We start from the raw sequence: 18481 nt of genomic DNA, 5'->3' as shown, positions 1-18481 counted from the left end.
TGCACGGGTTCAGTGGCCAAGGCGCTTCTCCAGCTTTCTCATCAGCAGCGAGGTCGGGTAGCTCGCCACCAGGAAGATCAGTCCCGCGAGGGTGAAGGTCTCGGCGTACGCGAAGTGCGCCGAGCCGTACTCGCGGGCCTGCGAGACCAGTTCGGCGACCGTGATGACGGCCAGGAACGGGGTCTCCTTGAACATGGCGATGGCGTAGTTGCCGAGCGCGGGCAGGACGTTGCGCACCGCCTGCGGCAGGACCACCGCCTGCCAGGTGCGGCGCGGCGACAGCGACAGCGCGCGGCACGCCTCCCACTGGCCCTTCGGCACCGCGTCGATCCCGGCGCGGTACGCCTCGCCGAGGTAGGAGGTGTAGTGGACGCCGAGCACCAGGATGCCGATGGTCAGCGGGTCCACCGAGTTGAACACCGCGTAGGCGCCCGCGAGCTGGACGAGCAGCGGGGTGGAGCGGATGAACTCCATGACGGCCTTGACCGGCAGCCGCACCCAGCGGGTCGGGGCCCGGCCCGCCATCGCGACGAACAGGCCGAGGACGGCGGCGACGAGGGTGCCGAGCACGGTGGCCAGCAGCGTCGTCCAGAAGCCGTCGAGCAGGAGGGGGAAGGAATCGCCGAACGCGTCCCATTTCCACTCGTAGTTCACTTGACACCCCCGGTGGGCGCGGAGGCCAGTTCACCGCTGCGGCTGCGGAACAGCCCGCCCGCGTCGCGCTGTCCCAGCCGGGACTTGGCGGCACGTTCCAGGGCGTTCATCGCGAGCGTCAGCGCGTAGGCGAGCAGGAAGTAGATGACCAGCAGCGTCAGATACGCCCAGACGGTCGCGCCCGTGCGGTCGCGCAGCTCCTGGATCACGGCCGTCAGGTCGGCCGCCGTGATGAGCCACATCAGCGGGGTCGCCTTCAGCAGCATGATCAGCAGGTTGGCGAAGGAGGGGATCATCTGCACCCAGGCCTGGGGCAGGATCACCCGGCGCATCCGCTGGAAGGGCGTCATGTTGAGGGCGATGGCCGCCTCGTACTGGGCCCGCGGTACGGCGTTGAGCGCGCCGCGCACCACCTCGGAGCCGTACGCCCCGTAGTTGAGGCCGAACGCGACCACCCCGCAGAACAGCGGCGTCAGTTCGTAGCCGGTGAGCATCGGCAGCGCGTAGTACAGCCAGAACAGCTGCACGTACAGCGAGGTGCCGCGGAAGAACTCCACGAGGACCCGGGAGACCCCGCGCACCAGCACCGGGCGGCTGTTCGCCATGAAGCCGAAGACGAAGGACAGGACGAGGGCCGCGAGGCCGCCGAGCAGGGTCGCCTCCACGGTGACCCACAGGCCCGAGCCGACGTCGCCGATGCGGTCGAAGAACAGCGAGAAGAAGTCACCCATGCGCTCGCGCCCCCCGCGTCCGCCTCGTCCGGGTGGTCCTCCCCGCTCCGTGCGGGCCGCCGGCCGCGCGGGGGAGGGACAGGGACTGGTGCACGCTCATCAGCCCTTGCACAGGTCGGCGGTCTTGAGGTCCGCCGGGGGCGCCTCGGTCTCGCTGAAGCCGTAGGGCTTGAGCAGCCGCGCGAACTCCGCCTTGTCCGAAGTGATCTTCCTCAGCTGCTCGTTGAAGGCGTCGCGCAGTTCCTCGCTGCCCTTGCGGAACACCGCGCCCCCGGGGCTGTACTGCTTCTTCCCGTCCAGTTCGGGCACGAAGGCCTCGGTCACCTCAAGGCCCGGGTTGGTCTTCGCGAGCCAGCGCAGTGAGATCCCGGTGAGGACGAAGGCGTCGACCCGGCCGCCCTTGACGGCGTCCGCGCCGTCCTGCTGCTTCTGGAGCGTCTTGATCTTGTCGCCGGATATCCCGGCGCCCTCGACGTAACTCTTCTCCACCGCACCGGACATGACGCCGAGCGTCGCGCCCTTCGCCTTCGCCGAGGCCAGGTCGGTGATCTTCTTCGGGTTGCCCGCCTTGACCAGCATCGCGGTCGGCGAGATGAACTCCGGCTCGGAGAACAGGGCGTTCTCGCAGCGCTCGGGGGTGATCGCCATACCCGCGCTGATCACGTCGTACTTCCCGGCCTGGAGCCCCGGGATCAGCCCGTCGAACTCCGAGAAGGTCGGGCGCAGTTCGTCCACCCCGAGGGCCTTGAATATCCGGGCGTGCAGCGTGGGCGCCTCGCCCTTGAGCTTTCCGCCGTCCTTGTAGCCGTACGGCGCCTCGTTGGCGTAGGCCACCTTCACGTAGCCCTGCTTCTTCAGCTTGTCGAGGCCGCCACCGGAACCACCGGAGTCGGTCTTGCTGCACGCGGCGAGGAAGCCGGACACGGACAGTGCGCCGCCGACAACCGCGGTGCGGGTGAGGAAACCTCGCCTGGAAAGGTGGGGGAACTCGGCCATGGGTGTGCTACCTCCGGGACGTGCACCTCGGTACGGATACAAGGGGGCCGCCTTCCCGAGGGCGGGAAACTATGCGGAAACCCCTGCCGGTGTGACCTGATGGTGGCCGGAAGGTGACCTTCCCGTTGTCATATCACGGAGATATAGGGAGGTATGGCAACTGCCGTGACGGGGGAGGCTCCTGGGCATGGCTGAGCGATTCCTGGAAATCTCCCTCGACAAGCGTCAGGTGAGCTGCACGGCGAAGCTCCTCGACGACCGCGCCCCGATCACCTGCGCCGCCGTGTGGGACGCACTGCCCCTCGGGGGCGACGTGTACCACGCGAAGTACGCGCGAAACGAGATCTACGCCCTCTTCCCGCCCTTCGCGGCCGAGGAACCGCCCCTGGAGAACCCGACCGTCACCCCCATCCCCGGCGACCTCTGCTACTTCTCGTTCAACGGCACCCAGCTCGGCAGCCAGGCGTACGGCTACGGATCGACCGGCGCGGGCGTCCGGGCCGGGGCGACCATGGTGGACCTCGCGCTGTTCTACGAGCGCAACAACCTCCTGATCAACGGCGACCTCGGCTGGATCCCCGGCATCGTGTGGGGCCAGGTCGTCGAAGGGCTCGACGCGATGGCGGACGCCTGCCAGGACCTGTGGCGCTCGGGCGCGGTCGGGGAGTCGCTGAGCTTCCGCCGGGCCTGACGGCGGGCGGCCGGGGGGCGGGGGCGGGGCCGCGACCGCCCCCGCCCCGCCCGTTCACAGCGCGGGCGCCGGCACGCGGTCCGCGACCCCCGCCTCGTACAGCGCGTGCGCCGCCCGCAGGACGAGCGCGTCCGCGTGCCGGGCCGCGACGAGCTGCACGCCGACCGGCAGCCCCCGCGCGTCCACCCCGCACGGCACGGTCGCCGCCGGCTGCTGCGTCAGGTTGAAGGGGTACGTGAACGGGGTCCAGCCCGTCCACCGCGCGAGCCCCGAACCGGCGGGCGTCTCGCGGCCCGCCTCGAAGGCGGTGAGCGGCAGCGTCGGCGTCACCAGCAGGTCGTAGGACTCGTGGAACCGGCCCATGCGCCGCCCCAGGTCCATCCGCGCGTCGACCGCCGCGAGATAGTCCAGCGCGCTGTACCGCTCCGCCCGCGCGCACACCTCCGCGAGCCCCGGATCGAGCAGCGCCCGCTGCTCGGGCCCCAAGTGCTGGACCACGCGCGCCGCCCCCGCGAACCACAGGGTGTGGAAGGCCCGCGAGGGATCGGTGAAGTCGGGGTCCGCCTCCTCCACGTACGCGCCGAGCCCCGCGAGCAGCTCCACCGCCCCGCGTACGGCGGCGGACACCTCGGGCGCCACCGCGACCTGTCCGCCCAGGTGCGGCGAGTACGCGACGCGCAGCCCCCGCACCCCCTCCCGCAGCCCCGAGCGGAAACTGCCCGGGGCGGGCGGCAGCCCCGACCAGTCCCGCGCGTCGGGCCGCCCGATCACGTCCAGCATGAGCGCCGCGTCGGCCGCGTCCCGCGTCATCGGCCCCACGTGCGACAGCGTCCCGTAGGCGCTCGCCGGGTACAGCGGCACCCGCCCGTACGTCGGCTTGAGCCCGAAGATCCCGCAGAACGCGGCCGGTATCCGGATCGAGCCGCCCCCGTCCGTGCCGAGCGCGAGCGGGCCCGCGCCGATCGCGACGGCCGCCGCCGCGCCCCCGGAGGAGCCGCCCGAGGTGCGCGTCGAGTCGTACGGATTACGGGTCACTCCGGTCAGCGGGCTGTCCGTCACGCCCTTCCAGCCGAACTCGGGCGTCGTCGTCTTCCCGAGGAACACCGCGCCCTGCTCCCGCAGCCGCGCCACCGAGGGCGCGTCCTCCTCGCCGACCGAGGCGGGGACGGTACGCGAGCCGCGCCGGGTCGCCGTCCCGCGCTGCACCAGGATGTCCTTGACGGTGACCGGCACCCCGTCGAGCAGACCGGCCGGTTCCCCGCGCCGCCAGCGCCGCGCCGACTCCTCGGCCCGCGCGAGCGCGCCCGACGCGTCGACCCAGGTGAAGGCGTTGAGGGTGGGCTCCGCCGTCTCGATCCGCTCCAGCGCCGCCCGGGTCGCCTCCACCGGGTCGAAGGAGCCGGAGCGGTAGCCCTCCAGCAGTTGTACGGCGGTGAGCGCACAGAGCCCGGAGCGCCCCGCGAGCGCGGTACCACCACCGGCCTCCGCGACTCCACCACCGGCCCGCGTGGACCGCGCGGGCTCCGTCCCGCTCGTCTCTCCTGTAGCCGTCCGCTCGGTCAACTGGCCTCCCCTGTCGGGTACCTCTGCCGGATGCTGCGGGTAAGTGCGGTGCTGCGGGTGCTGCCGGTCCTGCGGGTGCTGCGGTGCTGCGGGTGCCCGTCCTGCCTGCCGGACGCGTCACGTGGTCTCAGGCGCCTGGGACATACCCACGTTCCTTGTCGACCACGTTCCACAGCGGCTTTCCGTCCGCCCAAGCTTCGTACAAGTCCACGAACTGCGCGCCGAGCCGGTCGCGCCAGCCGGCCACGTCCCCGCTCATGTGCGGCGAGACCAGCAGCCCGGGGGCCGTCCACAGCGGGCTGTCGGCGGGCAGCGGCTCGTGCTGGAACACGTCGAGCGCCGCCCCGGCCAGCGAGCGGCTGGTGAGGGCAGTCAACAGGGCCCCTTCGTCCACGAGTTGACCACGTCCGATGTTGACGAAGTGCGCGGAGGGCTGGAGCAGGCCGAAGCGCCGCGCGCCGAACATGCCCCGGGTCTCCTCGGTGAGCGGGGCCGCGCACACCACCCAGTCGGCCCGGGCCAGCAGCCGGTCCAGGTCCTCGGGGCCGTGCACCCCGGCGCGCGCCCGCCGCCCCACGAGCGCCGTCGTGACACCGAGCGCCCCCAGCGTCGTGGTGACGGCCCGCCCGATCGGCCCGGTGCCCACCACACAGGCCCGCGTCCCGGCCACCGAACGGCTCTCGCGGTGCCTCCACTCGCGCCGCCGCTGGGCCTCCAGCGTGCCCGGCAGGTCCTTGGCCAGGGCGAGGACGAGGGCGGCGACGTACTCGGCGATCGGCTGGTCGAAGACCCCCCGCGCGTTGGTCACCACGGTGTCGCCCGCGGCGAGTTCAGGACACAGCAGCCGGTCGACGCCCGCGCTCGCCGTATGCGTCCACAGCGGCCGCCGTCCCCCGCCCGGCCAGGCCTCCCGCACCGCGTCCGACAGGAAGTCCCAGACCAGCAGGACGTCCGCTGAGGGGAGTTCGGCGGCCAGTCCGGCCTCGTCGGTGTACGTGACCTCGGCCCGGCCGAGGAGGGCGCCCAGGCGCGGGCGGGGCGCTCCGGGCGGCCCGTCGAGCACGAGAACCCGAGGCCGGGAGGGGCGCGGGCCACTCCCGCGCGAGTGGGCGGAGACCGACATATCGGGGAAACCGTTTCGCAATCCGGGTTCGCTTCCCTGAGTGGGTGACCGCACCCGGAAGGAGGGCGCGGAGCGTCCGAAAGACGCTGATTGACCACGCTCGCAGCCGGCCCTACCTTCGTCAACACGCTCCCCGCAGGAGCGGAAGAACCACTCGTACCACCGGGTGACGGCGTACCCGGACCGCGGTGGAGCGCTGCTCCCACACGGCCGGAAGCCCCCCGCCACCAGCGGTTTCCGCACCCGTCACCAGCGGTTTCCGCACGGCTCTGTCCCGACGTCCCGTCGTCCCGGCGTCCGCCGGTGTCCTGATCGGCTCCGTATCCACCGGGCTTGACGTGTGCCGGCCCGGCAGCACCTCCCGGCCGCCGGCCGGCCTCCTCCCGCCATGATCGACCTGTTCGACCGAACAATGGGGCCAGCTATGGACGTCTCCTTTCTCGGTGGACCCCACCCGCAGCGCGGTGTGGGTGTCGTCGCCCCCTTCGACTTCGCCCTCGACCGCGAACTGTGGCGCTGGGTGCCCGACGAGGTGTCGCTGCACCTCACCCGTACCCCGTTCGTACCGGTCGAGGTGAGTCTCGACCTCGCCCGGCTGGTCAGCGAGCACGAGACCCTGCACGACGCGACCCGCGCGCTGAGCGCCGCCGAACCCCAGGTACTCGCCTACGCGTGCACCTCGGGCAGTTTCGTCGGCGGCATCGCCGGGGAGCGCGCGATGTGCCGGGCGATGGAGAGCAGCGGTGAGGTACCCGCGCTCACCACCTCGGGCGCCCTCCTGGAGGCGCTCACGGAGCTGGGCGTACGGCGCGTCGCGATCGTCACCCCGTACACCCGCTCCGTCACGCAGTCCCTGGAGGACTACCTCGCCGAGGCCGGTGTCACCGTGGCCGGCCGGGAGGGTCTGGGACTGACCCGGCACATCTGGAAAGTCCCCTACCGCGACGTGGCCGACATGGCGCGTCATGCTGGGAGGGGAACGGCGGACGCGGGGCCGCCGGAGGCGCTGTTCATCAGCTGTACGAATCTGCCCACCTACGACGTGATCCCCCAGCTGGAGGCGGAGCTGCGGATACCGGTGCTGTCCGCCAACCAGGTGACGATGTGGGCCGCGCTGCGCCGGATCGGGGCCGGGGCCGTGGGCCCGTACCAGGCTCTGCTGAGCGAGGCGGCGCGCGGCTCGCTCGCGCTGCCGGAGGGTCCGCCCGCACTGCCCGAACTCTGAGTGGGTAGGCGCACAGGACGCAGCGCATCCCAAGACCGCGTCGCAGAGGAAGGGAGCACGAAGTGACCTCACTCGGATTCCTGTATCCGGGCCACTCCGCCGAGGACGACTACCCGAGGATCGAGCAGATCCTCGCGAGCGACATCCGGCTGCCACTGGTCCACACCGACATCGGGGAGGACGCGCACCGGGTCGACGCCCTCCTGGAGATGGGCTCCGCCAAGCGGCTCGCGGGCGGGGTGGAGGAACTGCGGCTCGCGGGGGCCGAGGCCGTCGTCTGGGCCTGCACGAGCGGCAGCTTCGTCTTCGGCTGGGAGGGCGCGCAGGAACAGGTGGACAACCTCGCGGCCGTCGCGGGCCTGCCCGCCTCCAGCACGAGTTTCGCCTTCGCGCGGGCGGCGGCCGAGATCGGCGCCCGCAAGGTCGCCGTGGCCGCGACCTACCCGGAGGACGTGGCCGCCCACTTCGTGTCCTTCCTGGCCTCCGCCGGTGTCGAGGTGGTGTCGATGAAGGGCGCGGGCATCATCACGGCGGCCGAGGTCGGCACCTGGGGCCGCGAGGAGGTCCTGCGCCTGGCCCGCGAGGGCGACCACCCCGACGCCCAGGCGGTCCTCCTGCCCGACACGGCCCTGCACACGGCGGCGTACCTGCGCGACCTGGAGGAGGCCCTCGGCAAGCCCGTCCTCACCGCGAACCAGGTCACGGTGTGGGAGGCCCTGCGCCTCACCTCCCGCAAGGTCCGCGAACCCTCCCTCGGCACGCTCTTCACGCAGAAGCCGGTGGTGACGGCGCCGTGAGACGGGTGGCATACGGGGCTGACGGCATCGTGACGAGCGGTGACCGGCCCGTGTGAGCCCGTGGGAGCCCGCGTGAGCCCGTGGGAGGGGGCGGGCCCCCCTCCCATCCCGTTTCCCCTTCCTCGCGGACGGCCGAGGACGTCAACCGACGTCCTCGGCCGTCCGCGTTCTTGATCTTGCAGGCTTACGCCCCGAGCGCGTGTGCCCACGTGACCAGCGCGGTTACCGGTTCGTTCCCCCGGATGAAGTCCTCCGCGGACTTCCGGCGCCCGCTTCGGCGGGCGGTGCCCTCAAGGCCCTGTGGCGTTACCCGCGGAGGGGCGGCGGGGCCCGAGGACACGGAAGCGGCCACCTCACCCGTGGGGCGACTCACGGTGACGAGGACAGGCCACTTCTCCGCTGTCCGGTTCGACACTCGCATTGAGGAGAGCCTGTGATCTCGACAACGAAGAGGGCCATGCGGTCCGGGGCCGTGGCATTCGCCGCGGCCGCCGCGTTCACCATGACCGTGCCGACCGGTAACGCCTTCGCCATCAACCACATCCCGTGCCGCGCGGGGGAGAACTACCTGAAGATCTGGTCGCACCTCAACGGGCGCACGAGCGTCGACTGCTACGCCAACCGAGGGAAGACCAACTTCGGCGGCTGGTGGGTCGACAAGATCTCCACGGGCAACAACGACCTGATCTACTCCGACGCCAACGGGGACTCGGTGAAGGTGGCCCGCTGGCACGAGATCTCCTACCCGAACCGCCCCCCGAAGGTCAACGCCATCGAAATCCTGTGACCCGGTAACCCGGTAACCGAGCTGCCGGGCCGGCGCCCGGACCTCAGCCGGTGACATCCTCGTCCCCCACCGGCCGGCGCCGGTGGGGGACGAGGCCGTGGTGAGCCCGCCTCCGGCGCCCGCCGCCCAGCCCGTCCGGCGATTGAGGACACCGCGCGGAGCGCGGAAGTCGGCGACGGCGGAAACGGACCGCAGGCAACAATCGCCGGGAATAACCGGAGCCGCCCTCCCGTTACAGCCTTCCGCACACCCAGCCGCACGCAGGAAGGCCCACCCGGTGGACGAGATCCGAGGCGAAGCCCAAGGCACCGCCCCCGTACCCCTCTCCGTACTCGACCTCGTCACGGTCGGTGCGGGGCACAGCGCCGGTGAGGCCCTCGCCACCGGCGTGGAGATCGCGAAGACGGCGGAGCGGCACGGCTACCACCGCTACTGGGTCGCCGAGCACCACTCGATGCCGGGCATCGCCTCGTCCTCCCCGGCGGTGATCCTCGCGCACATGGCCGCGCACACCGACCGCATCCGCCTCGGTTCGGGCGGCGTCATGCTCCCCAACCACGCGCCGCTCGTCATCGCCGAGCAGTTCGGCACGCTGGAGGCCCTGGCTCCCGGCCGCGTCGACCTGGGCCTGGGCCGCGCCCCCGGCACGGACGGCGCGACGGCCGCCGCCCTGCGCCGTACGGAGCGCCTGCACGAGGGCGCCGACGACTTCCCGCAGCAGCTCGCCGAGCTGACCCGCTTCCTGGACGACGACTTCCCGGACGGCCACGCCTACCGCCGTATCCACGCGGTACCGGGCCCGGTGCAGGCGACCTCGGCAGGCGCCGTGCAGTCCCCGCACCGCCCGCCGCTGTGGCTGCTCGGCTCCTCCGGCTTCAGCGCGCAGCTCGCCGCGATGCTGGGCCTGCCGTTCGCCTTCGCGCACCACTTCTCGGCGCAGAACACGATCCCGGCGCTCGACCTGTACCGGGAGAACTTCCGCCCCTCGGCCGTCCTCTCCGAGCCGTACGCACTGATCGGCGTGGCCGCGCTCGCGACGGAGGACGAGAGGGAGGCCCGCCGCCAGGTCATGACGGGCGCGCTGAGCATGCTGCGCCTGCGTACCGGCCGCCCCGGACTGGTCCCGACCCCGGAGGAGGCCGAGGCGTACGAGTTCGGCCCGATGGAGGAGGAGTTCGTGAACAACTGGCTCTCCAACATCGTCCACGGCACCCCCGACGCCGTACGCGAGGGCCTGAACGACCTCCAGAAGCGCACCGGCGCCGACGAACTCATGATCACGGCGAACGCGCACGGCGGCGACGTCCGCAAGCGCTCGTACGAGCTGATCGCCGAGGCGTACGGGATTCCGGCGACCGCCTGACCCGCACGCGCACACTCATCGCGAGGCCGCACCCCGCCGGGGTGCGGCCTCCGCGCTGTTCAGTGCCTGGTGGCGCGGACGAACTCGGCCCAGGCGGACGGTGCGAGGTGGAGGTGCGGGGTGTCGGGGGTTTTGGAGTCGCGGACGTGAATGGTGTGGGGGAGGGGGGCGAACTCGACGCAGGCGGCGCCCTCGCTGTCGCTGTAGCTGGACTTGGTCCATGAGAGCTGGTCGCTCATTGGTCAGCCACCTTCCTGGTTGAAGTCCATGGTCCAGGACGGAAAGGCGGCCCGCCAGACCGTGTCGAACGCCCCTGTTCGCGCCGTGACTGTCGGACCTGCTCCTCAGTGCCCGGTGGCGCGGACGAACGCGGCCCAGGCGGACGGGGCGAGGTGGAGGTGCGGGGTGTCCGGGGTCTTGGAGTCGCGGACGTGGACGGTGTGGGGGAGGGGGGCGAACTCGACGCAGTTGCTCCCCTCGGCGTCGCTGTAACTGGACTTGAACCACGCGAGCTGGTCAGTCATAGCTCGTTTGCCACCTTCCGGATATACCTTTCCGACTCCTCAACACTGAGGGCGTGCATCCGGATCATGCCATGGGTCCGCGAGAGGTCACTCACCTTCGCCGGGTCCTCGTAGAGCGCACTTGTCTTGTGTCCCTCCGTGAGTGCGAAACGGCTGTGATCGGGGTTATCCAGGAGGGTAAGAGGGCCTGCGAGAGCCTGGGAGTTGCCCGTGCCCACAGGCAGCACTTGGATGGTCACGTGCCTCAGCTCGCCCAGCTCCAGCAAGTGCGCGAGCTGTGTGCGCATTACCGCTGGTCCGCCGATCCCCGTGTAAAAGGCGGCGTCATAGATGACGAAGCTGTAGATCGCCGTACGTCGCCGGCACATCGCGGCCTTACGTTCGAGGCGCGCCTGCACACGGATCTCGGCCTCGTCCTCCTCAATGGGCGGGCACGTGTGTTCCATCAGTGCGCGAACGTACTGCTCGTCCTGTAGCAAGCCGGGGATCAGCAACGGCTCGTAGCTGTACAGGGCGATTGCCTCCGCCTCCGCTGCCATGAACTGCCCGGCCCGCGACGGGAACTTCTCCGGCTTCAGGTACTCCGCCGCCGCCAGCAGCTTTCCCTTGGCCCCGCACACCGCGTCCGCGATCTCCAGCAACCGCCTCGTCGGCTTACGACGGCCGTACTCCATCGACTTCACGTACTCGACGCCGTAGTTGCACTCGGCGGCGAGCTGTTCGCGGCTCAGCCCGGCCTCCTCGCGCCACAGCCGGACCTGACTACCGGCGTACCGCCACGCCATGGGCGGTTCCGCCATTTCCTCGCTCACGGTTCTCTCCGTAAACCTCGGGGGTACAGCGCGAAGCCGCACCCGGGTCGCTTCTACCGCACGTAACCAGAAAGGAACAGCCTGTGTGCTGTGAATCACTCAACGTCCCTCCCCAAGGGCGACATCGAATTCCGTCTCGGCCGCTCCCGCCGTACCCCGGCCCGGGCCAGAGAACTCTTCCGTGACCAGGCGCGCTGCTGGAAGCTCACGGAGGAGGTGACGCGCACGGCCGAGCTGCTGCTGAGCGAACTGGTCACCAACGCGGTACTGCACGGCCGGGTTTCACCGGGTCGCGAGGTGTGGGTGCGGTGCGCGCTGTGGAAGGAGGGGCCCTTGCGGGTCGAGGTCATGGACGCGGACGGGCTGCTCCCCGCCCCCAGGGACGAGGAACCGGCCGAGGACGACGAGAACGGGCGCGGGCTGCGCGTCGTCGCTACGCTCGCGGACCGCTGGGACACGCAGCCCAGGCCGTACGGCATCGGCAAGACGGTGTGGTTCGAACTCGACGGCGCCTGGCCGGAGTCCAAGCCCGAGGGCGCCGCCGCACCACGCCCTGCTTCCTGAACGCGTGGTCGTGGGACGTGGCCACCGAGGAACAGCGTCGCGCGGGGGAGCCGAAGCGGTGGCCACGTCGACCCCGCCTCAGCACACGGCGCGCTCGGTACGGCGGACGAAGCTGCGCGCACGGCGGATTCGAGGCGGACTCCTGCGACCCGGACACCCGGACGGGGCCACCGCCGCGACATGACGGTGAAGGGCCCCGTACTCGCCGCTCGCCGTCCCTCGGCTTCCCCCCTCGACGAGATCGCCGCGATCTTCAATGAGCGTTTTCAGCGTTGCTTCTCCAGGGTGAGGATGGCTTGGGCGATTGACGTCATGCGGTTGGGGCTGACTCGGGATCTGCGGAAGATCTGCCAGGTCTTCAGTCGTGCCATGCCGTGTTCGACGGGGGCTCTGGCCTCCGCGAGAGCTCGGTTGAGCGTGCGTTGCGTAGGCACACCGTAGGTACACCAGAGCGACCAGCGCGCGTTGGTGCGGCGGAAGCTTGCAGTGTCGGTCACCCTCGCGGGTGACGATGAGCATGGCGACCCACTCGACCAGGGCATGCGGCAGGTCGAGTGCGGCAGGATAGGGAATCAACGAGGCATTTGCGCTGATGAGTTGAGACGTCGAACCCCTCCCTCGACGGCACGGGTGCCTCGTGCGTTGCGGCCTCATCACCGTCCCCCGATCGGTGGCCGCCCTGGAAAGGCTCAAGGATCCGCAGGCGAACGCCCTGGAACACCTGCGTTCCCGGCAGCGGAAGTTGACGGAGGAGATCGCCAGACTGCGGCGGCTGGCCGAGGTGGCGCAGCGGGCCATCGAGATCCAGAGGACCGGGGCATCCCTGACCCCGCAGGAACGCTTCGAGGTGTTCGGCGAGATCACCTTCGACCTGAGCTATGCAACCCAGGCAGAGCTGAGATGGGCGCACACGCGAGGACAGCGCGAGGCGATGGCGCGAGCGACCGCGCACACCAAGGAGGACTGGAGTCGGCTCATGGGCGAGGCCGCCGCCTGGCGCGCGGAACTGCTGGCGGCATTCGACGAGGCGGAGCCGAGCCACGGCGAGTGGGCCATGGACCTCGCCGAGGAACACCGCCTGCACATCTCGCGCTGGTTCACCTCCTGCCCGCCCGACATGCACCGACGCATCGCGGACGAGTTCGTCGCCGACCCGCGGGCCTTCGCTCTGGTCGTACCGCCGTCGCAGCAACGCCCGGGCCTGGCCGCCTACACCTGCCGGGCGGTCCACGCCAACGCCGCGCGCCACGACGGCGGTTGGACAGATCCCCAGGAGGACGACCGATGAGAATCCTGATTGCCACGGCCGGATCGCGCGGTGATGTCGCGCCCTACACGGGCCTGGGCGCCGAGCTGCGCCGGGCCGGACACGACGTCGCCCTCGCCACCACCGACGCCTTCGCACCCCTCGTACGCGACGCGGGGCTCGGGTTCCGCCGTCTCCCTGCCGACACCCGGACGCGCGGCGGCGTCACCGGCACACGTGAACTGATGGGAGCGGCAGCCGCGTTCGTCACGGAACTGGGCCAGGGCTTCGCCGACGCGGTGGACGACGGCACGGACCTGCTCCTGCTGTCGGCCACCACCGCCCCGCTCGGCTGGCACCTGGCCGAGGCCACGGGTGTTCCGAGTCTCGGTGTGTACCTCCAGCCCACGGCGCCGACCGGCGACTTCCCGCCGGCCGTCACGGGCTCGCGTTCGCTGGGACGGCTCGCCAACCGGGCAGCCGGACGCTTCGCACTGCGGATGGCCGACCGCGTCTACGCACACGCGGTCACGCGGTTGCGCCACCGCCTCCAGCTGCCCCCGTCATCCCCTCACGCGATGCGCCGGCGGCAGGAACAGGCGAACTGGCCCGTCCTGCACGGCTTCAGCACGGCCCTGGTGCCCCGTCCCTCCGACTGGCGTTCCGGGCTTCAGGTCGTGGGCAACTGGTGGCCCCCGCACGATCCGTCCGAAGGTCTGAGTCCGGACCTGGAGGAATTCCTGCGTGCCGGACCCCGCCCCGTCCTCATCGGCTTCGGGAGCATGGCGTCCGGGGACGGGGAACGGCTGAGCGAGATCGCCGTGCGAGCCCTGCGCCGCACCGGGCTGCGCGGCCTCCTCCAAGCCGGCAGCGCCGGGCTCGCCGCGCACGGCGACGACGTGCTGACCATCGGCGACGTACCGCACGCCCTGCTGTTCCCACGGCTGGCCGCGGTGGTCCACCACGGCGGGGCAGGCACCTCGGCCGCCGCGTTGCGCGCCGGAGTGGCCGCGGTCACCGTCCCGGTCACGGCGGACCAGCCGTTCTGGGCGGGGCGACTTGCCGCCCTCGGTGCCGCCACCGACCCGATTCCCTTCCGGTCCCTCACCGCCGAACGGCTCGCCCACGCACTCGGCCAAGTCGTTGAGCAGCAGTCCTTCACACGAGCCGCCGTGAAAACGGAGCACCACCTGGCGACCGAGAACGGAGCGCAGCAGGTACTGGACGCCGTACGGAAGTTGACGGATGGATGACGCCGTCCTGCCCGGCCGTCATGGACGGGCGGGCTTCACAGCCCCCGCCGGTCGGCCGGTACGACCTGGTCTTTCACCCCGTATCGATGAGGCCCCGGCGGGGAGGGCGCTCCACACAACGCCCTTCTCCCGGACCGGGTTTCGTGGGAACGTGGCCACCGCGAACGGCGTCGCGCGGGGGAGACGAGAGCAGTGGCGGCGTACCGTCCGACGGACTGGCACGTCCTGGATCTGGACAGGGACCCGGTGCCGGGTGATCCGCGACGGGTGAGGAAACTCGCGGCCTCGTTGCACGACTTCGCGGACGACGTGGCCCAAGTGCTGCGGGACATCAAGGGGATGGCGGGCGAGGACGCGATCCTGTCCTGGGCGGGGAAGACGGCCGACTCCTTCATCGAGGAGTTCCAGGAGGCCCCGGGCAAGCTGAAGAAGCTGAAGAAGTCCTACGACCTCGCGGGTGATGCGCTGGCTTCGTACTGGCCGGACCTGGAGAGTGCGCAGGACAAGGCCGACAAGGCGCTGAGAGACGCGCGTACCGCCCGTGCCGACCTCGCGTCCGCGCACTCGGCTCTCGGTACGGCCAATGAGGGTGTGCGCACAGCGGACGCGAAGGCCGACTCCTACGACCCGGACAAGAACCACGGCCGCGACATCCCGAAGCCGGACGAGGCGGAAGTGCGCCGCGCGACCCGCAACGCGACGCACGCCCGGGAGCGGCAGCAGGCCGCGCAGGGCCGGGTGGAGGACGCGCAGAGCGCGCTGGAGGCGGCGAAGAAGCTCGCCGAGCAGGCGCGCGGGTTGCGGCAGGAGGCGGCGCGGCGCACCGTCAAGAAGATCGAGGACGCCTCCGACGCCGGTATCCCCAACCGTCACTGGTGGGAGGAGGCCGTCGACTGGGTCGCCGACCACTGGGACGAGATCGTCACCGTCTGCAAATGGGTCGTGACCATCGTCGGCCTCATCGTGATGATCGTCGGCGGCCCGCTCGGCTGGCTCGTCTTCGCCGCCGCCCTCGTCGTCATGGCGGACACGATACGAAAAGTCATCAACGGCGAAGCCGGCTGGGGCGACCTCATCTGGGCCGCCCTCGACTGCATCCCCGCCACCAAAGGCTTCACCAGCCTCGCCAGACTCGGCAAGCTGTGGAAGGCAGGCGGACTGCGGGCGCTGGGCGGAGGAGCGCTGCACGGCATCGGCGGCGGACTCAAGAACGTGGCCGCCACAATCCGCAAAGGCGGAGAAGGTCTCAAGCACCTACGCGTGGGGCTGCGTGACGCGGTCCGTGCCCGGCGGGGCTTCCAAACGTCGCATCTCCCGGCTGCCGGACGAGGTGCGAAGCTTCTGGAATCCATCAGCGAGAGTCGGCTGACCCGTGATGCCGATGGGCTGATCGTCAAAGTGGACGGGCAGAAGGTGGGAACGTACTTGCGTCATGTGACCGATCTCCGCGTATCGGATTACCGGGGCCTGGTGGAGGCCGGCGCGATGTCCAAGAAAGAGACGAGCTGTGTGGGGGTGGGTATCGACCGTCGTACAGGGGGTGTCTATGAGGGCATCAACGGATCACGTAAAGAGGTGATCGATACCGAAGTGCTTCACCCCGTCATGGCTGACAGGCAGGAGGCCCTGTTGACCAATGGGCCCTATGCCGACGCGGACGGGGCGCTCACCAGGGAGCGACCGCATCCCGACCTGGCTACGCGGCACGCGGAGGTCAAGGCCGCCAATGCCGCGCTCAACGACCGTGCCGCAGTGGGTCTGCCGGATGGGCCGGAAGCTTTAAACGAAATCGCCATGCAGACCTATTTTCCGCATATGGGTGGCGGAAAGGATGCGCCTTTCTGTGCTAATTGTAATTTCATGCTGGATGGCGTCGACAGTTTCGCCGGGCGCCATCCGGTCTTCCCGCCGGATGACAGTAGGCTCATGCCGGGCATCGATTACTGAGGCGATATCTGGCCCGAGGTGATCGTCCTCAATGGGTGGACTAGTATTTGTCGGCCGGCAGTCCTGTGGTCATGCAGGTGTGAGAGGAAGGATGGGCGTGCTGCGTGTAGACGCGGATGACAGCGGGATCGACATGGAGGGTTCCTCCATCGTCACTTACCGAGGGGAGCCGTTCACCGGGGAACTTGTCGAGCACTACCCGGACGGGAGGCAACTCTGGAATCTCACGACGTATGCGGACGGCCTGGAAGACGGTCCGCAGCGAGAGTGGTATCCGGATGGGACTCTCAAATCCGAAGGGCGGGCGCGCCCGTGGGCGGAGGACGATCCATGGCGGACCTACCACCCGAACGGTGTGCTGGCGGAGGAACTCGAACTCGACGTCGTGGGAAGGCGGAAGCGTCGGGTCCGGTGGAACGATGAGGGACAGCTCATCGGTGAGGAGCAGGGCTGAAGCGAGGTGGCGGCCGACAGCCCTCGCCGGGACCAGCGACGGTTTCTTTCGCGAGATCGGGCTCAACCCGGCGTCCTCTCCGGACAGCATCCATGATGCGCTGCTGGAGGACCCTCCGGAACACCGGGACGCGCTCATCCGGTATCTGCGCGGCGGGATCAAAATCATCGTCGTGGCGGGCGGAGCGCCGGACGTGTTGATGCGGGGGCGCTGAATCGGGGACGCGGAAACTGTGTATACCGATGCGACGTGGGTATGGCGGGCGGACCTCGCGCATTACCTCGCGAACTACCCCCTACGCCTACCGGGGGCATTCGCGGGCCGCGCCGCGCGGGCGGACTTCGTCGTACCGGACGCCCCCAAGACCCGACTGCACGAGGTCGACGAATACGTCACGCGCACTCTTCTGGCGTCCTGGAAACCGTGACCGCCAAGCCGCCAGTCCGTCCCCCTGGGGAAGACGGTCCGTGCTCTGGACGCCGCGGTCCGCCGCCGACGCTGAGGGCGCGGCACCGCCGTCGTCGCAGCCGGTCCCCTGGCGTACGCCTGGAAGAAGCGGAACGGACCGCTGGAGGCGGACCAACGACTGCTGCCCCTGCGGTTCTTCGTCACCGGTGGCGGATACGACTTCGGCAACCTCGTCGCCCGGGACGCCGCCCAGACGATGCGCATCCGTGGTCCGATCGCCCAGCAGGTGCGCGACCTGCCGGACGGCGCCCGCATCCGGCTCCACGTGGAATGAGCGGAACGAGCGGCCAGTCGTGCGACGCCCGGCCGTAGTGATCCGCCACGCAGGCCGGAGGAGGAAGCGAGCCCCTGCCCGTCGTCGCGTCAGGAGTCCCCGGTCACGACCCGCTCCGCAGGGCTGCGCTCCACGCAGAACTCGTTCCCTTCGATGTCGGCCATCACAGCCCACCCCGTCCCGTCCGGCTTGCGGAAGTCCTCGATCAGCACGGCACCCAGGGCCAGTAGCCGTTCCACCTCCTCGTCCCGGGAGCGGTCCTGTGGCTGCAGGTCCAAGTGCAGCCGGTTCTTGATCGTCTTGCCCTCGGGTACGGGGAGGAACAGCAGCCCCGGACCACTGCCCTCACCAGCGCTCACGAGTACCTCCGGGACCTCCGGACCGTCGTCCTCGGAGAGCACCCCTCCCAGGACCTCCGCCCAGAACGACCCGAGGGCGTAGGCGTCGGCACAGTCGACGGTGATGTTGCGCATGAGTGACGTCATGGGCGTCACTGTCCGGAGGCCGGCGAGGGGTTGTCCAGCCTGTTACCGGGCATTCGTTGCCCGATGCGGCTCTATCCAGGTGAGGGCGGCTGTGGAACGGGCGACAACCGCACGGTGCCGCACCGCCGGAAGTCACGCGGTATGTCGTCGTCGCCTTCCTCGAAAGGCTCAACTCACTCGCGGCGAAAGGTGCGTCAAGAGGTGAGTGAGGATCAGTTACGGGTTCCTTCCGCGGGCGTACCGTGGCAGACAGGAAGGGGCCGACGATGACGACAGAGCTAGCGAAGAACGTCAAGAAGCACCGCCGCCGTATGGGCTGGAGCCAGGAGCGCCTAGCGGAAAACGCCGCTGTGTCTATTCAGACGGTTCGGAAGCTCGAAGAGGGCGGAGACGTGCGGACGGACACGCTCCACATGATCGCGCGCGGACTAGGGGTCAACACGGCTGACCTGTTCGTCGCGGACTCGCCGGCCCCGTAGTGGGGGACGAAGCGTCACGCCGGAACCTGGTGGAGCTACGCAAGG

Annotated in this window: 21 protein-coding genes and 1 pseudogene; 12 read left to right on the top strand and 10 right to left on the bottom strand. The window is 70.2% G+C overall.

The annotated features are described in order from the left end of the window. Nucleotides 1–9 precede the first annotated feature (9 nt). The 3 genes from ehuD to ehuB form a co-directional block, all read right to left on the bottom strand. On the bottom strand, nucleotides 10–654 hold the full coding sequence (gene ehuD, locus AB0J21_RS29710; protein WP_363149247.1) for an ectoine/hydroxyectoine ABC transporter permease subunit EhuD: 645 nt from the start codon (nucleotides 652–654) through the stop codon (nucleotides 10–12). Next, a complete protein-coding gene (ehuC, locus tag AB0J21_RS29705) occupies nucleotides 651–1385 on the bottom strand; it encodes an ectoine/hydroxyectoine ABC transporter permease subunit EhuC (RefSeq protein ID WP_363149246.1) in 735 nt (244 codons plus the stop codon). The genes ehuD and ehuC overlap by 4 nt, the downstream gene beginning before the upstream one ends. A 99-nt stretch (nucleotides 1386–1484) precedes the next feature. Next, entirely contained in the window at nucleotides 1485–2381 is an 897-nt protein-coding gene (gene ehuB / locus AB0J21_RS29700; RefSeq protein ID WP_363149245.1) for an ectoine/hydroxyectoine ABC transporter substrate-binding protein EhuB, read from the bottom strand. Between the two features lie 187 nt (nucleotides 2382–2568). On the opposite strand from ehuB, the gene AB0J21_RS29695 reads away from it, so the two are divergent. Then, nucleotides 2569–3072 (top strand): DUF3830 family protein, encoded by a 504-nt coding sequence (locus tag AB0J21_RS29695; RefSeq protein WP_363149244.1) that lies wholly within the window; start codon nucleotides 2569–2571, stop codon nucleotides 3070–3072. Between the two features lie 54 nt (nucleotides 3073–3126). On the opposite strand, the gene AB0J21_RS29690 is transcribed toward AB0J21_RS29695, so the two are convergent. Next, nucleotides 3127–4635, bottom strand: a complete 1509-nt coding sequence (locus tag AB0J21_RS29690; RefSeq protein WP_363149243.1) for an amidase — start codon at nucleotides 4633–4635, stop codon at nucleotides 3127–3129. A gap of 127 nt (nucleotides 4636–4762) precedes the next feature. Further along, nucleotides 4763–5758: a D-2-hydroxyacid dehydrogenase gene (locus AB0J21_RS29685; protein ID WP_363149242.1), complete on the bottom strand. Its 996-nt coding sequence runs from the start codon at nucleotides 5756–5758 to the stop codon at nucleotides 4763–4765. 424 nt (nucleotides 5759–6182) lie between these two features. On the opposite strand from AB0J21_RS29685, the gene AB0J21_RS29680 reads away from it, so the two are divergent. From AB0J21_RS29680 to AB0J21_RS29665, 4 genes are all read left to right on the top strand, one after another. Further along, nucleotides 6183–6983 carry an aspartate/glutamate racemase family protein gene (locus tag AB0J21_RS29680; protein WP_363149241.1) on the top strand — a complete coding sequence of 267 codons (801 nt, stop codon included), beginning with the start codon at nucleotides 6183–6185 and terminating at the stop codon, nucleotides 6981–6983. Nucleotides 6984–7045: 62 nt separating this feature from the next. Then, the gene (locus tag AB0J21_RS29675) at nucleotides 7046–7780 is read left to right on the top strand and encodes a decarboxylase (protein ID WP_363149240.1); all 735 of its coding nucleotides are present in this window, start codon (nucleotides 7046–7048) and stop codon (nucleotides 7778–7780) included. 433 nt (nucleotides 7781–8213) lie between these two features. Further along, nucleotides 8214–8567 carry a beta/gamma crystallin domain-containing protein gene (locus AB0J21_RS29670; protein WP_363149239.1) on the top strand — a complete coding sequence of 118 codons (354 nt, stop codon included), beginning with the start codon at nucleotides 8214–8216 and terminating at the stop codon, nucleotides 8565–8567. 277 nt (nucleotides 8568–8844) lie between these two features. Continuing rightward, on the top strand, nucleotides 8845–9930 hold the full coding sequence (locus AB0J21_RS29665; RefSeq protein WP_363149238.1) for an LLM class flavin-dependent oxidoreductase: 1086 nt from the start codon (nucleotides 8845–8847) through the stop codon (nucleotides 9928–9930). A 59-nt stretch (nucleotides 9931–9989) separates the two neighbouring features. Here the strand turns inward: AB0J21_RS29665 and AB0J21_RS29660 are convergent, their stop codons facing one another. The 3 genes from AB0J21_RS29660 to AB0J21_RS29650 all read right to left on the bottom strand — a co-directional run bounded on the left by AB0J21_RS29660 (nucleotide 9990) and on the right by AB0J21_RS29650 (nucleotide 11266). Continuing rightward, nucleotides 9990–10169: a DUF397 domain-containing protein gene (locus tag AB0J21_RS29660; RefSeq protein ID WP_363149237.1), complete on the bottom strand. Its 180-nt coding sequence runs from the start codon at nucleotides 10167–10169 to the stop codon at nucleotides 9990–9992. A 105-nt stretch (nucleotides 10170–10274) separates the two neighbouring features. Further along, nucleotides 10275–10454 carry a DUF397 domain-containing protein gene (locus AB0J21_RS29655; RefSeq protein WP_363149236.1) on the bottom strand — a complete coding sequence of 60 codons (180 nt, stop codon included), beginning with the start codon at nucleotides 10452–10454 and terminating at the stop codon, nucleotides 10275–10277. Further along, the gene (locus tag AB0J21_RS29650) at nucleotides 10451–11266 is read right to left on the bottom strand and encodes a helix-turn-helix transcriptional regulator (RefSeq protein ID WP_363149235.1); all 816 of its coding nucleotides are present in this window, start codon (nucleotides 11264–11266) and stop codon (nucleotides 10451–10453) included. Before AB0J21_RS29650 ends, AB0J21_RS29655 begins: the two co-directional genes overlap by 4 nt. A gap of 90 nt (nucleotides 11267–11356) precedes the next feature. Between AB0J21_RS29650 and AB0J21_RS29645 the strand changes: the two genes are divergently transcribed. Then, nucleotides 11357–11830, top strand: coding sequence for an ATP-binding protein (locus AB0J21_RS29645; protein ID WP_363149234.1), 474 nt, complete (start codon nucleotides 11357–11359; stop codon nucleotides 11828–11830). Between the two features lie 266 nt (nucleotides 11831–12096). Here AB0J21_RS29645 and AB0J21_RS29640 read toward each other — a convergent pair. Beyond that, nucleotides 12097–12406 (bottom strand): annotated as a pseudogene (locus AB0J21_RS29640) (transposase family protein). Nucleotides 12407–12500: 94 nt separating this feature from the next. Between AB0J21_RS29640 and AB0J21_RS29635 the strand changes: the two are divergent. The 5 genes from AB0J21_RS29635 to AB0J21_RS29615 all read left to right on the top strand — a co-directional run bounded on the left by AB0J21_RS29635 (nucleotide 12501) and on the right by AB0J21_RS29615 (nucleotide 16944). Next, the gene (locus AB0J21_RS29635) at nucleotides 12501–13118 is read left to right on the top strand and encodes a TipAS antibiotic-recognition domain-containing protein (protein WP_363149233.1); all 618 of its coding nucleotides are present in this window, start codon (nucleotides 12501–12503) and stop codon (nucleotides 13116–13118) included. Beyond that, nucleotides 13115–14329, top strand: a complete 1215-nt coding sequence (locus tag AB0J21_RS29630; RefSeq protein ID WP_363149232.1) for a glycosyltransferase — start codon at nucleotides 13115–13117, stop codon at nucleotides 14327–14329. Before AB0J21_RS29635 ends, AB0J21_RS29630 begins: the two co-directional genes overlap by 4 nt. A 192-nt stretch (nucleotides 14330–14521) precedes the next feature. Then, on the top strand, nucleotides 14522–16276 hold the full coding sequence (locus AB0J21_RS29625; protein WP_363149231.1) for a putative T7SS-secreted protein: 1755 nt from the start codon (nucleotides 14522–14524) through the stop codon (nucleotides 16274–16276). A 97-nt stretch (nucleotides 16277–16373) separates the two neighbouring features. Further along, on the top strand, nucleotides 16374–16730 hold the full coding sequence (locus tag AB0J21_RS29620) for a hypothetical protein (protein WP_363149230.1): 357 nt from the start codon (nucleotides 16374–16376) through the stop codon (nucleotides 16728–16730). Next, a complete protein-coding gene (locus AB0J21_RS29615) occupies nucleotides 16714–16944 on the top strand; it encodes a hypothetical protein (protein WP_363149229.1) in 231 nt (76 codons plus the stop codon). Before AB0J21_RS29620 ends, AB0J21_RS29615 begins: the two co-directional genes overlap by 17 nt. 617 nt (nucleotides 16945–17561) lie before the next feature. Here AB0J21_RS29615 and AB0J21_RS29610 read toward each other — a convergent pair. Beyond that, nucleotides 17562–17957 carry a VOC family protein gene (locus AB0J21_RS29610; protein ID WP_363149228.1) on the bottom strand — a complete coding sequence of 132 codons (396 nt, stop codon included), beginning with the start codon at nucleotides 17955–17957 and terminating at the stop codon, nucleotides 17562–17564. Between the two features lie 266 nt (nucleotides 17958–18223). On the opposite strand from AB0J21_RS29610, the gene AB0J21_RS29605 reads away from it, so the two are divergent. Then, nucleotides 18224–18436, top strand: a complete 213-nt coding sequence (locus AB0J21_RS29605; protein ID WP_363149227.1) for a helix-turn-helix transcriptional regulator — start codon at nucleotides 18224–18226, stop codon at nucleotides 18434–18436. Nucleotides 18437–18481: the final 45 nt, after the last annotated feature.

Source organism: Streptomyces sp. NPDC049954 (assembly GCF_040656295.1).
Lineage (GTDB): Bacteria > Actinomycetota > Actinomycetes > Streptomycetales > Streptomycetaceae > Streptomyces.
Note: the sequence above shows the minus strand (reverse complement) of the source record. Positions and strands in the feature narration are given on the sequence as shown.

Excerpts from the sequence above, each read along its gene's own strand:
- AB0J21_RS29610 (WP_363149228.1), bottom strand. The coding sequence starts at position 17,957 with ATGACGTCACTCATGCGCAACATCACCGTCGACTGTGCCGACGCCTAC.
- AB0J21_RS29695 (WP_363149244.1), top strand. The coding sequence starts at position 2,569 with ATGGCTGAGCGATTCCTGGAAATCTCCCTCGACAAGCGTCAGGTGAGC.
- AB0J21_RS29685 (WP_363149242.1), bottom strand. The coding sequence starts at position 5,758 with ATGTCGGTCTCCGCCCACTCGCGCGGGAGTGGCCCGCGCCCCTCCCGG.
- AB0J21_RS29655 (WP_363149236.1), bottom strand. The coding sequence starts at position 10,454 with ATGACTGACCAGCTCGCGTGGTTCAAGTCCAGTTACAGCGACGCCGAG.
- AB0J21_RS29605 (WP_363149227.1), top strand. The coding sequence starts at position 18,224 with ATGACGACAGAGCTAGCGAAGAACGTCAAGAAGCACCGCCGCCGTATG.
- AB0J21_RS29660 (WP_363149237.1), bottom strand. The coding sequence starts at position 10,169 with ATGAGCGACCAGCTCTCATGGACCAAGTCCAGCTACAGCGACAGCGAG.
- AB0J21_RS29680 (WP_363149241.1), top strand. The coding sequence starts at position 6,183 with ATGGACGTCTCCTTTCTCGGTGGACCCCACCCGCAGCGCGGTGTGGGT.
- ehuC (WP_363149246.1), bottom strand. The coding sequence starts at position 1,385 with ATGGGTGACTTCTTCTCGCTGTTCTTCGACCGCATCGGCGACGTCGGC.
- ehuB (WP_363149245.1), bottom strand. The coding sequence starts at position 2,381 with ATGGCCGAGTTCCCCCACCTTTCCAGGCGAGGTTTCCTCACCCGCACC.
- AB0J21_RS29630 (WP_363149232.1), top strand. The coding sequence starts at position 13,115 with ATGAGAATCCTGATTGCCACGGCCGGATCGCGCGGTGATGTCGCGCCC.